The following is a 12,465-nucleotide window of genomic DNA, read 5'->3' on the forward strand; positions in this document are numbered from 1 at the left end:
GCCCTGGGCCGGGGCGGGGGGACCGGCCCCGACGGGGCGCCGCGGGCAGCGCCCCCGCCCCCGCCCGGGTACCGTGGCGGCCCCCCCGGCCCCCCCCGCGGGGTGGGGCCGCTTCGTTCCCGCAGCCGGCGGAGGAACCGGTCAGCCCTGCTCCGGACCGCCCCCGGCACCCTCCGCCCCCGCTTCGTCCCCGTCCCCGTCCTCGGCCCCGGGCCACCCCGGGCGCAGCGGCAGCGGCCGGGCCGGCTCCAGCGCCGGATCGTCGATCCGGAAGGTCCGCACCCGGCCCGGCCCGCTCCACGGCGTCTCGAACCGGACCGTCACCCGCCCCACCCCGCTGCCCTGCACCCACCCCGGCCCGTGCTCGGCGTGCCGCACGTCCTGCCCGGGCAGCCAGCGGCGCACCGGCACCGCCTGCTCCTCGGCCGGCTCCGGCTCCTCCTCCACGGCCGCCCCGGCTCCGGCCTCGGCCTCGGCCGCCGCCTCCTCCCGGACGGCCTGCGCGAACAGGTCCTCCTGGGTGTAGTCGGCCAGCTGCGCCACCCCGACACCCAGCAGCCGCACCCCGCCGGTGATGTCCACCTGGGAGGCCAGCCGTCGCGCCGTCTCCACGACCACCGCCTCGTCGTCCGTCGGCCCCCGCAGCGTCTCCGAACGGGTCAGCGTCGAGAAGTCGAACCGCCGTACCTTCAGTACCACCGTCCGCCCCGAGCGCCCGGCCCCGCGCAGTCTCCGCACACAGCGCAGCGCCAGTGCCTCCACCTCGCGCAGCACCCGGTCCCGGTCGGCCAGGTCGACCTCGAAGGTGTCCTCCACCGACACCGACTTGGCGTCCTGGTCCGCCACCACCGGCCGGTCGTCCAGCCCTATGGCCATGGCGTGGACACCGACGCCGTGCGCCTTGCCCAGCAACTGCACCAGCTCCGCCTCGCCCGCCTCGGCGAGCTCGGCGACCGTGTTCAGCCCCGCCCGCCGCAGCACCTGCTCGGTGGCCGGGCCGATCCCGGGCAGCGCCCGCACCGGCATCGGCCCGAGCACCGCGCGCTCCTGCCCCGGCTCGATCAGCACCAGGCCGTCCGGCTTGGCCTGCTCGGAGGCGATCTTGGCCATCAGCTTGGAGCCGGCCACCCCGACCGAGGCGGTCAGCCCGGTCCGCTCCACGATGTCCGCACGCAGGTCCTCGGCCAGCGCCAGCAGCAGCCGCTCCCCCGTCCCGTGCTCCGCCTCGGCCAGCACGGGACCGTACGGACCGGCCTCGAGGTCGACGAAGGCCTCGTCCAGGCTGAGCGGCTGCACCAGCGGCGACAGCTCCCGCAGCAGCCCCATCACCAGCCCGCTGGCCCGCCGGTAAGCCTCGAAACGGCCGGCCAGGAAGGCCGCGTTCGGACAGAGCCGGCGCGCCTGCGCCATCGGCATGGCCGAGTGGACCCCGAACTTCCGCGCCTCGTAGGACGCCGTCGACACCACCCCGCGCCCGCCGAGCCCGCCCACGATCACCGGCTTGCCGCGCAGGCTCGGCTTGGCCGCCTGCTCCACCGCCGCGAAGAAGGCGTCCATGTCGAGGTGGATGATGCTCGGCAGTGACCGCACCCGCCGATCATGCCGCAAGGGTCCGACAACGTGTCCGAACCCGGCCGCCGGAGGTCAGCGCACCCCTGCGCCGACCTGGCCGTCGCCACCACCGGCCGCGCCGTCTCCGGCGCCACCGCCCGGGCCGGCCGCGCCCGCGTCCGCCAGCGCCTCCGGTATGCCCGGCTCGCGCGGCCCCAGGAACAGCGGGTCCGGCCGCAGCCAGGCGTTCAGCAGCGCCTTCCCGGCCCCCGGGACCTCCCGGAAGCCGCCGTACAGCCAGGTGAGGTCCTTGACCTCCGGCACACCCACCGCGTACGAGTCGATCCCCGCCGCCTCGCAGAGCGCCAGCGCCCGGCGGACGTGGAAGTCCTGACTCACCAGCACCGCCCGGTCCACCCCGAAGATCCGGTGCGCCCGGGTGCAGGAGTCCCAGGTGTCGAAGCCCGCGTAGTCGCCGACCACCCGCACCTCCGGCACCCCGTGCTCGACCAGGTACCGGCGCATCGCGTCGGTCTCGTCGTAGCTGGTCCGGCCGTTGTCGCCGGTCACCAGGATCGCGCGCACCTTCTGCCGCTCGTACAGCTCCACCGCCGCGTCCAGACGGTGCGCCAGGTACGGCGAGGGCTTCCCGTCGAACAGCCCGGCGCCGAACACCACCGCCACCGGCGCCGAGGGCGCGCTCGCCACCGTCCCCACCCGGTCGCCGGCCGAGATCCAGAGCCAGGCGCTCGGCGCGAGCGCCAGTGAGCAGCCGAGCGTCACCAGCTGGAACAGCCGCCGCTGGGCCGGTCGCCGGCGCAGCCGCCGGCCGAACCCCGCCGCCCTTCGCAGCACCAGCCCGGGGATGCCGGAACCCAACCGCACGTGCCCTCCCTCGTCTCGGCTCACCGGGCACGACGACGCCGTGGGCCCGGACGGTTCCCCGTCCGGGCCCACGGCGTCGTTCCGGAGTCCCCGCGTCGCGCGAGGGAGAAGTCGGCCCTAGACCGCGCGGTTGCGCCGCTGCGCCAGCTCGTCCGCCGGATCGTGGCCGACCACCGTCTCGCCGGTGTCCGTCCGCTCGGCGTGCAGCCGGTCCAGGGTGAGCTCCAGCTCCCGCCAGACCGCGCCGACCGCGATGCCGAAGACCCCCTGGCCCCCCTTCATCAGGTCGACCACCTGCTGCGGCGTCGTGCACTCGTACACCGTCGCGCCGTCGCACATCAGGGTCGTCCCGGCCAGGTCCGCGACCTCGGCGACGGCCTGCAGATGGGCGACCGCCACCCGGATGTTCTGCAGCGAGACCCCGGCGTCCAGCAGCCGCTTGACGATCTTCAGCAGCAGGATGTCGCGGAAGCTGTAGAGCCGCTGGCTGCTCACGGGGTACACCGAGCGCACGCTCGGCTCCAGCAGCCCGGTGCGGGCCCAGTAGTCCAGCTGCCGGTAGGTGATGCCGGCCGCCGCGCAGGCGGTCGGGCCGCGGTAGCCGATCAGCTCGGAGGTCGGCGAGAGCCGCTCGATCGCGGGCTGGCCGGGCTGCACGGCCGGGAACCGGCCCACCCGCGGCAGCTCCGTCCGGGGCAGTTCGGTCACGGTGCGGGCGGTGCGCGGCAGGTGCACGGTGCACAGGCCTCCCGTGGCCACTTCGTCGCCAGTGCCGGTCATGCCTACCTCCGTCCACTCGTGCTGCGGGCAAACCGGGCCGCGGGCGTCGGACACCCGGGCAGCCCCTCCTGACGGTAGGCAGTCCCCTATGGCCCGTCAACGATCGCCACGCCGGGCCGAACAGACCACATCACTCAGGAGGGTGGTTTTTCGTGCCCCCAGTGTGGGTAGGTGCGCGTTTTTTGGCAAAACGGCCGTCGCCCGCCGACCCGAAGTCCGGCCGCGGGCACCGCCCGGGCCATCACCACCGAGCAACCACGATCAGCCCCCGGGCAGTCGGCGAGCCGCCCCGGGCCCACCCCGGGACCGGCACCGGGCGGCGGGACGACTACTGCGGGCCGCTGCCGCCGAAGTCCTCCGGCGAGACCTGGTCCAGGAACTCGCGGAACTTCTCGACCTCGTCCTCCTGCTCGTCCGGGATCGCGATGCCCGCCTCGGCGAGCACCTCCTCGCTCCCGTAGATCGGCGTCCCGGTGCGCAGCGCCAGCGCTATCGCGTCGGACGGCCGGGCGCTCACCTCCACCCCACCGGCGAAGACCAGCTCGGCGTAGAAGACGCCCTCACGGAGGTCGGTGATCCGGACCTCGGTGAGCTGCTGGCCGAGGGCCTCCAGGACGTCCTTGAAGAGGTCGTGCGTCAGCGGGCGCACCGGCGTCATGCCCTGCTGAGCGAAGGCGATCGCGGTCGCCTCGCCCGGGCCGATCCAGATGGGCAGGTACCGATCGCCCCCGACCTCGCGGAGCAGCACGATCGGCTGGTTGGAAGGCATCTCCACCCGGACACCCACGACGTCGAGCTCATTCACACACGCAACCCTATGGCTCCCGCCCCGGATATGAAAGCGCAGCGCCGACGGTGCTGGTCAGGGCCCCGGCGAGGGCGGTGCGCACGGTCCCGGCGCGACCCTCGCGGGCCGGGGCCCGGCGCCCTACGGACGGGCCCGCAGACCCGCCTGCACCATGGCCGCGTGCAGCCGTACGGAGAGTGTCGCCAGCTCCCGGGCGGTGGTCTCGGCATGCGCCCTGGTCTGCGGGTTCCGGTGCCGCCGCAGCGGGGCCACGACCTGCTCGACCAGCGCGATCTCCCGGTCCGCGGCGGCCTTCATGGCCCGCAGGTGCCGGGGCTCCAGGCCGTACCGGCCGAGCTCCGCGACCAGTCTGGCAACCTGCAGCGCCTCGCCGTCGTACCCGCCGTCCGGCCCCGGGGCGACCAGACCGTAGGCCTCCCACTCGGCCAGCGCGGTCTCGCCGGCCTCGGCGGCCGCCAGCAGTTCGGCCCGGCCCAGCCGTACCCCGGTGGCGGCCTCGGCCCCGGCGGTCAGCTCGCGGTCGGCCTCCTCCAGCGGGCCCGGCCGGGTGTCGGCGGCGGGCAGCGCGGGCGGGGCCTCGCCGCGCTCGATCGCGTCGAGGTGCTCGCGGATCACCCGCAGCGGGAGGTAGTGGTCGCGCTGCATCCGCAGCACGTAGGCCAGCCGCTCGACGTCGGCCGGGCTGAACTTGCGGTACCCCGAGGGTGTGCGCTGCGGCTCGACCAGTCCCTCCGCCTCCAGGAAGCGGATCTTCGAGATGGTGACCTCGGGGAAGTCGTCACGCAGGAAGGCCAGCACCGCGCCGATGCTCAGCAGCTCGTCGCCGCCGCGCCGCCGCCCGGCGGGCCGGTCCGGACGGACCGGCTGCCTGGGGGCCGCGACCACGCCCCGCGCGCCCTGGTCCGGCCTGGGACCGGACGACGCGGGGGTGGCCGCCCCGAGAGGAGAGGAAGGGGTGTTCGTACTCACTCGGGCTCCTGCCGACGTTGGTTTCAGTACCCCCGGTTGTGGCTGGCGAAGAAGACCAGCCGGTACTTCCCGATCTGGACCTCGTCACCGTTGTTCAGGGCGACCTCGTCGATCCGCTCCCGGTTGACGTAGGTGCCGTTGAGGCTGCCGACGTCGGCGACGGTGAAACCGCCGCCCGGCGTCCGGCGGAACTCCACGTGCTTGCGGGAGACCGTGACGTCGTCGAGGAAGATGTCGCCCTGCGGGTGGCGGCCGGCCGTGGTCTTGTCCGAGTCCAGCAGGAAGCGGCTGCCGGAGTTCGGGCCGCGCTGGACGATCAGCAGGGCCGAGCCCGGCGGCAGCGCGTCGATCGCCGCCAGCACCTCGGCCGAGAGCGCCGGCGTGCCGGTCCCGGTCGTGGTGTTGGGGTCGTACGACTCCAGGCCGGAGATCGAGATGGTCGAGGTGGTCTCGGCCGATCCCTCGGGCAGCAGCCCACCCCGCAGCGCCGTACCGCAGTTGGAACAGAACCGGGCCGAGGCCGGGTTCTGGTTGCCGCACCTGGGGCACGGAGTCGGGCCAGCCATGTTCACAGCCTCCTGGCGCGGCACACCCGACGGGTTGTGCCCGGCGTACGGGTCCGGAGCAAACCCTCCACCAGAGGTTGAGGGTGCTGACGGGAAACCTATGCGCGGCGCGCCGGAGGGGTCAACCGACGCGCCGTAGCCCGCCTGATTCCCCGTGTACTGGGCCCCGGCACCGTCCCGGTACATGGGGCGCTCGGCGTACTCCGCACCCTCCGGGGCCGAGCGCATGCCCGGCACACCGGGCTCGTCGTAGTTGCGGTGCAGCGCGGTCGGCGCCTCCGCGGCCGCGTCGCGGCCCTTGTTACGACCGAACAACTTCGAGAAGAAACTCACGGGCGAATCCCCTTGCGTGTGACAGACCCGCCCGTGGGGCAGGGTGAGAACCTCGGACAGACTGCGGGCCCGGTCGTGGATCGGGCCGGCGGGAGTGGCACTCCGAGTGTGCTGGTCACTTCGGAGCCGGCTTGGCGTACTGCGGCGTCTTCAAGTCGACGAGTGCGTCGACGACCACCTTCTGCTGCTGGGAGATCGTCGCACGCGCCTGGTGGCTCTCCAGAGTACGGACGACACCCCCCGGGATGTTCAGCGCGGGGGTCAGGTCCTGCGGATTCCCCACGACGGTGAAGCGGTAGGGAGCCGAGACCTTCTTGCCGTCGATCTGCACACCGCCGCCGGACACGTCCGTGAAGTAGGTGTTGACCACCACGCGCACATCGTTGATCTGAATCGCCTCCGCCCCCGCCGCTCGTAGTTCCTGCAGGGTGTCCAGCAGCATATCTGCCTTCACCTGCCCTTGGGGATCATCGACCGTCAGTACGATGCCCGGACCTGTGGCCTTGACGGTCCCGGCGAGCACGCCGAGTTCCGTCACCTTCTTCCTGGTCTGCTCCTGGGCCTCCTTGGCCTGGTTGGAGCTGTTCTCCAACTTGGCCAGGGACTGCTCCAACTCCGCCTTCTCCTGCTGGAGACGCTGCTGACGGCTGTCCAGTTCGTCGAGGATGCGAACCAGGTCCTCCTGGCGCGCGCCGCGCAGCTGGCTGTGGTGGTCGTTGGTCGAGCGGACCTGGATCGCGAGCCCCAGGCCGAGCGCGAACAGCAGCACGGCCACCACCAGCTGACCGCGCGACATCCTCGGCGGCCACAGCGCCGCCTTGAGCCGCCGGCGTCCGGAGTGGCGGTCCACGGCCTGCGCGGAGACCGACATCGGCGCGGGCTCGACCTCCTCCGGATCCTCCTCGAACCCGGGCTCCTCCTCGGCCCCGGACTCCTCCTCGGGCTCGGGCGCGGGCTTCGGAGCGGACACGGGCGCGGGCCGCGGCGAATGCTCCGGCGCGAGCACCGGCCGGAGCTCCGGCACGGGATCGGGCTTCCGCTCGGGCTTCCGCTCGAGCATCGGCTCCGGCGCGGGCTCGGGCTTCGACACGGGCTCAGGCGCGAGTTCGGGCGCGGGTTCGGGCGCGGGCACGGGTTCGGGAGCCGGCTTCGCCTCGGACGGTGCCACCGGTGCGTGTCCGGGCGCGGGCGTCACGCCGGGGGCGCGCACGACCGCGGCCCCGGGGACCGGCCGCGTCACGGGCCCGGGCACCCGCTCGGGCTCCGGGACACGCTCGTGAACGCGCTCCGGGTCCGGCCCGGCCTCGGCCACGACCCCGGGGGTCCGCTCGACCCGCCCGGCCGGACGAACGGGCGCCGGCCCCTCGCGCTCCCCGGTGCTCTCCGCCACCGCCCCGTCCTCGACCCCGGCGGTCGCCGTCCCGTCCGAGGACCTTTCCCTTTGCTTCTCGTCCCGCACGACTTCTCCCACCGATCCGTCCACTTCCTCCTCCGCCGCCGCGCGCCCGCGGCCCGGCTCAGGCACGGAAGACATGGCGCCTGATCGCGGCCGCGTTGGAGAAGATACGGATGCCGAGGACGACGACCACGCCGGTGGACAGCTGCGAGCCGACCCCCAGCTGGTCACCGAGGAAGACGATCAGCGCCGCCACCACCACGTTGGACAGGAACGACACGATGAACACCTTGTCGTTGAAGATGCCGTCCAGCATCGCCCGGACGCCGCCGAACACCGCGTCCAGCGCCGCGACCACCGCGATCGGCAGATAGGGCACCACGGCGTCGGGCACCTCGGGCTGGACGAAGAGTCCGACGACGACGCCGATCACGAGACCCAGTACGGCAATCACGGTGTAGCTGCTCCAGTCGCTGCGGAGGACGACCCGGTGGTCGTGGTGGACGGGCGGGAGCCCTTGGCGGGCGGGGAGGACGCCGAGGGAGGCGAGGTGGTGGTTCTGGCCGGCGAACTCGGTGAGCGCTTGGCGGGGGTCGTCCCGCTCGGCTTCGCCGAGGGCGACGCCCCGGCGGACGGACCGGAGGAGGCCGGAGCGGACGGCGACGGCGACGGGCCACCGGACGGCGAGCCGCTCGCACCGGCCGCCGGAGCACCGCTCGGCGAGGCCTCGGGCACCGCGGGCTGCGCGGTCCGCAGGCTCACCCCGACGGCCGCGGGCAGTGTCAGGCTCTTCTGCGCCGACAGGGTCGACTTGATGCCGTACTTCTCCTGCAGCAGCCGCAGGTACTGGCCGGCCATGGCACTCTCGAAGGCGCCCAGCAGCCGCGGCCCGTCCCCCAGCGCCTGCACCGTGTAGGGCGGCACCAGCGGCCGGTTGTCCACCAGAACGGCTTCGCCGGCCGCGCGGATCGCCGAGAGCGCGGTGAGCCGCTGCCCGTTGATGGAGACCGCCTCCGCACCCGAGGACCAGAGCCCGTTCACCACCAGCTGGAGGTCACGGTCGCGCAACCGCCCGCTGTTGGAGAAGCCCTGCCCGGCACGCGGGTCGACGTTCCCGCCGGCGCCCGTCCCGGCCGCGTCCTCCAGCACCAGCTTCACCCCGGGGCCGGTGACCTCGGCCAGACCGACCGCGCCGGCCAGGGCCGCCGGGTCGCCCTCACCCGGGGCGAGCGCCTGCCGCTGTGTGGTGTCGACCTTCCGGCGCAGGTCCTGGACCTGCTGCTGAAGACGGTCCGCCGAACCGTTGGCGTCGTTGATCCGGTGGATCAGGGCGTCCCGCTCCTTGGCCAGCGTGGGTTCCGCCTTGTGCGCGTTCACCGCCCCGACCGTGATGACCGCGCCGACCAGCGCCAGCCCGGCGCCCAGGGTGATCAGCCCGCGCACCGTCCCCGGTATCCGGTACGGCCCGGCCCCGCCCCGCGCGGCGGCCGCCTCGGCGTACCCCTCGTCGAGGCTGTGGTCCATCACATTGGTCAGCAGGGACATCGAGGCATCCGGACGGTTGTACCGTCCACTGCTGGCACCCTGCCCCGGCGTCGCTGACATGCCGACCATCGTCCCATGTCGCGCGAGGGCCCTGCGCACGCCCCCTGACCTGCAACTATTTCAAATACGCCAGAACGCGACCAACCGCCCGAAACGGACAGCGGGGCGGAGCGGCGGTCGCCGCTCCGCCCCGCTGCGGGCTCACCGCCCGGCGCTGTCGACCACCGCCGCCCACTCGTCGAGCAGGGCCTCGGTCGCCGCGTCGTCCGGCCCCTCCGCCCACAGATGGGTCACCGCCTCGGCCGGATCGGGCAGCACCAGCGTCCACCGCCCGTCCGCCTCGACGACCCGTACGCCGTCCGTGGTGTCCAGCTGCCGGCTACCGGCCGCCTCGACCACCGAGCGCATCACCATGCCCTTCGCCGCCCACGGCGTCGCGATGTCCCTGCGACGGATGTGCGCCTGCGGGATCCGCGCGTCGATCTGGCTCAGGGTGAGCTGGGTCCTGGCCACCAGACCGACCAGCCGGACGAAGGCCGCCGCCCCGTCCAGCACTCCGCTGAACTCCGGCACCACGAAGCCGCCGCGGCCGTCGCCGCCGAACACCGTGCCCTCGGCGGCGGCCGCCTTGGCCAGATCGTCCGGTGTCGTCGTGGTCCAGATGACCTGCGTGCCGTGGTAGGCCGCGACCTGCTCGGCGATCCGGGTCGTGGTCACCGGGAGCGCGACCTGCCCGCTCCGCCGCTCGGCCGCCACCAGGTCCAGCAGGACCAGCAGCGCCCGGTCGTCGTCGATCACCCGGCCGAGCTCGTCCACGAAGGCCACCCGCTCGCCCACCGGGTCGAACCGCACGCCGAAGGCGGCGCGCGAGGAGGCGACCAGCTCGCCGAGCCGGGCCAGTCCGGCCCGCCGCTCCTCGGCGTCCTCGGTCGGCCGTGCCTCGTCCAGCCCGCCGGAGACGGTCAGCGCCTCCACCCCGAGCCGGCCGAGGATGCTCGGCAGAACGAGTCCCGCGCTGCCGTGCGCGGTGTCGACGACCACCTTCAGACCGGCCTCCCGCACGCCCGTGGTGTCCACGGCCCGCAGCAGGTTGCCCGCGTAGCCGTCGAAGACGCTCGACGGGAAGGTCAGGTCACCGATCTCCCCCGGGAACGCGCGCCGGTACTCCTGGCGTGCGTAGACCCGGTCGAGCTTGCGCTGCCCGGCCTGGGAGAGATCGGCGCCGCGCTCGTCGAAGAACAGGATGTCCAGCGAGTCCGGCACCCCGGGGGTGGTGCGCAGGAAGATCCCGCCGGCACTGCCCCGCGCGGTGTGCTGCCGGGCCACCGGCATCGGCACGTTCTCCAGGTCGCGGACGTCGATCGCGCTGGTCTGCAACGCCGAGATCATCGCCCGCTTGAGAGCCCGCGCACCGCGCGAGTGGTCACGCGCGATGGTGACGGTCGCGCCCTTCTTCAAGGTCGTCGCGTACGCCCCGGCCAGCCGGACGGCCAGCTCCGGGGTGATCTCGACATTGAGGATGCCGGAGACACCGCGCACCCCGAACAGGTGCTCCTGCCCCCGGGACTCCCAGATCACCGAGGTGTTGACGACCGCGCCGGCCTCGATGGTCTTGAACGGGTAGACCCGGACGTTGGCCGCGATGATCGACTCCTCGCCGACCAGGCACTCGTCCCCGATCACCGCGCCGTCCTCGATCCGCGCGGCCCGCATCACATCGGTGTTCTTGCCGACCACGCAGCCCCGCAGATTGCTCTGCGGCCCGATGTAGACGTTGTCGTGCACGACCGCCTTGTGGAGGAAGGCACCGCGTTTGACCACGACGTTGCTGCCGAGCACGGTGTGCTCGCGGATCTCGACGCCCGCCTCGACCTTGGCGTAGTCGCCGATGTACAGCGGGCCACGGAGAATCGCCTCCGGGTCCACCTCGGCCCCCTCGGCCACCCAGACACCCGGCGAGATCTCGAAGCCGTCGAGCTCGACCTCGACCTTGCCGTCCAGGACGTCCGCCTGGGCCTTGCCGTAGCTCTCGTGGGTGCCCACGTCCTCCCAGTAGCCCTCGGCAACATAGCCGTAGACCCGCTTGCCCTCCTTGAGCAACTGGGGGAACACATCGCTCGACCAGTCCACCGACTCGCCGGCCGCGACGTAGTCGAAGACCTCGGGCTCCATCACGTAGATACCGGTGTTCACCGTGTCCGAGAAGACCTGCCCCCAGGTCGGTTTCTCCAGGAAGCGTTCGACCCGGCCCTCGTCGTCGGTGATCGTGATACCGAACTCCAGGGGGTTCGGCACCCTGGTGAGACAGACGGTGACCAATGCGTTCTTGCTGCGGTGGAACTCGATCAATTCCGAGAGATTGAAGTCGGTCAAAGCGTCGCCGGAGATCACCAGAAAGGAGTCGTCCTTGAGGGCGTCCTCGGCGTTCTTGACACTCCCCGCAGTGCCGAGTGGGGTCTCCTCGTTCGCATAGGTGAGATGCATGCCCAGCTCTTCGCCGTCACCGAAGTAGTTCTTCACCAGTGAGGCCAGGAACTGGACGGTCACGACGGTGTCGGAGAGACCGTGCCGCTTCAGCAGTCGAAGCACGTGCTCCATGATCGGCATATTGGCGACCGGGAGCAGGGGCTTCGGCATGCTGGAGGTCATCGGGCGAAGTCGAGTGCCTTCGCCCCCTGCCATAACAACGGCTTTCATTACGGGTGCGTCCTCCTTCGCGGTGGTGGACCGTTCGGGTCCATCAAACCGTTCCAGAGGAGGTCTACCCGGAAGGTATCGTCCGACGCACCGTGGCGACGTGGGACTTCTCTCAGATCACGTCTCAGACCGTGGACGGCGAGGAGGCCGCGCGGCCGCGGACGATCTGTCGCACCTGGACCGCGTAAAGAATGGCGGCCCACCAGTACAGCGTGGCACCCCACCAAATGAACGCCCAGCTCACGATCTCGGCCGGCCGGGCGATCCAACTGTCCCCGGCACCGAGCAGCAGAAGCGGAAACGCGTACATCAGATTGAATGTCGCGGCCTTGCCCAGGAAACTCACCTGCAGCGGCCCGTAGCCGTGCCGGTTGAGAATCGGCAGCAGCGCCGCGATAAACACCTCGCGCGCCAGCAGGATCGCCGTCAGCCACCACGGCAGGATCTCACGCCAGGTCAGGCCGACCAGGGTGGAAAGCACATAGAGCCGGTCCGCCAGCGGGTCGAGCAACTGCCCCACCCGGCTGATCTGCCCCCACCTGCGCGCGAGTTTCCCGTCCAGGTAATCACTGATGCCACTGAGCATCAGGATCAGCAACGCCCACCCGTCGTTGTTCGGACCGTCGAACACCGGCCAGAGGATCAGCCAGAGGAACAGCGGAACACCGACCAGCCGGCCCATGCTCAGCAGGTTGGGGATGGTGAGGACGCGATCGGTCTGGACCCGCGTCTCCTGGACCTCCACCCGGGGGCCTCCTGTCACGTATGGCAACTTTTCACGTCGACCTTACAACAGAAAAGCCCCCGACCGATTACCCGGCGGGGGCTCTTCCAGAAAATTTGTTCGGCGGCGTCCTACTCTCCCACAGGGTCCCCCCTGCAGTACCATCGGCGCTGTGAGGCTTAGCTTCCGGGTTCGGAATGTAACCGGGCGT

11 protein-coding genes and 1 rRNA gene are annotated in these 12,465 nt (G+C 72.2%); all 12 read right to left on the minus strand.

What is annotated here, in order from left to right:
- Positions 1–141: 141 nt before the first annotated feature.
- A complete protein-coding gene (locus ACIPYS_RS17115) occupies positions 142–1,590 on the minus strand; it encodes a DNA polymerase IV (RefSeq protein WP_400746933.1) in 1,449 nt (482 codons plus the stop codon).
- 54 nt (positions 1,591–1,644) lie between these two features.
- Positions 1,645–2,430: a vancomycin high temperature exclusion protein gene (locus ACIPYS_RS17120; RefSeq protein ID WP_400746945.1), complete on the minus strand. Its 786-nt coding sequence runs from the start codon at positions 2,428–2,430 to the stop codon at positions 1,645–1,647.
- Positions 2,431–2,553: 123 nt separating this feature from the next.
- Positions 2,554–3,216 (minus strand): MerR family transcriptional regulator, encoded by a 663-nt coding sequence (locus ACIPYS_RS17125; RefSeq protein WP_400746935.1) that lies wholly within the window; start codon positions 3,214–3,216, stop codon positions 2,554–2,556.
- Positions 3,217–3,544: 328 nt separating this feature from the next.
- Positions 3,545–4,021 (minus strand): bifunctional nuclease family protein, encoded by a 477-nt coding sequence (locus ACIPYS_RS17130; RefSeq protein WP_030303568.1) that lies wholly within the window; start codon positions 4,019–4,021, stop codon positions 3,545–3,547.
- Positions 4,022–4,144: 123 nt separating this feature from the next.
- The gene (locus tag ACIPYS_RS17135) at positions 4,145–4,837 is read right to left on the minus strand and encodes a MerR family transcriptional regulator (protein ID WP_173862234.1); all 693 of its coding nucleotides are present in this window, start codon (positions 4,835–4,837) and stop codon (positions 4,145–4,147) included.
- A gap of 179 nt (positions 4,838–5,016) precedes the next feature.
- Positions 5,017–5,559 (minus strand): FHA domain-containing protein, encoded by a 543-nt coding sequence (locus tag ACIPYS_RS17140; RefSeq protein ID WP_030303564.1) that lies wholly within the window; start codon positions 5,557–5,559, stop codon positions 5,017–5,019.
- A gap of 448 nt (positions 5,560–6,007) precedes the next feature.
- The gene (locus tag ACIPYS_RS17145; protein ID WP_400746947.1) at positions 6,008–6,952 is read right to left on the minus strand and encodes a DUF881 domain-containing protein; all 945 of its coding nucleotides are present in this window, start codon (positions 6,950–6,952) and stop codon (positions 6,008–6,010) included.
- Between the two features lie 457 nt (positions 6,953–7,409).
- Positions 7,410–7,742 carry a small basic family protein gene (locus tag ACIPYS_RS17150; protein ID WP_030062488.1) on the minus strand — a complete coding sequence of 111 codons (333 nt, stop codon included), beginning with the start codon at positions 7,740–7,742 and terminating at the stop codon, positions 7,410–7,412.
- A complete protein-coding gene (locus ACIPYS_RS17155) occupies positions 7,739–8,893 on the minus strand; it encodes a DUF881 domain-containing protein (protein ID WP_400746937.1) in 1,155 nt (384 codons plus the stop codon). Before ACIPYS_RS17155 ends, ACIPYS_RS17150 begins: the two co-directional genes overlap by 4 nt.
- 141 nt (positions 8,894–9,034) lie before the next feature.
- A complete protein-coding gene (locus tag ACIPYS_RS17160; RefSeq protein WP_093859347.1) occupies positions 9,035–11,530 on the minus strand; it encodes a mannose-1-phosphate guanyltransferase in 2,496 nt (831 codons plus the stop codon).
- Positions 11,531–11,654: 124 nt separating this feature from the next.
- Positions 11,655–12,275 (minus strand): CDP-alcohol phosphatidyltransferase family protein, encoded by a 621-nt coding sequence (locus ACIPYS_RS17165; RefSeq protein ID WP_093859348.1) that lies wholly within the window; start codon positions 12,273–12,275, stop codon positions 11,655–11,657.
- A 97-nt stretch (positions 12,276–12,372) separates the two neighbouring features.
- Positions 12,373–12,465: ribosomal RNA gene (rrf, locus tag ACIPYS_RS17170) — 5S ribosomal RNA — on the minus strand; the annotation flags it as partial.

Origin of the sequence: Kitasatospora sp. NPDC089913 (genome assembly GCF_044748625.1) — a bacterium.
Taxonomy (GTDB): Bacteria; Actinomycetota; Actinomycetes; order Streptomycetales; family Streptomycetaceae; genus Kitasatospora.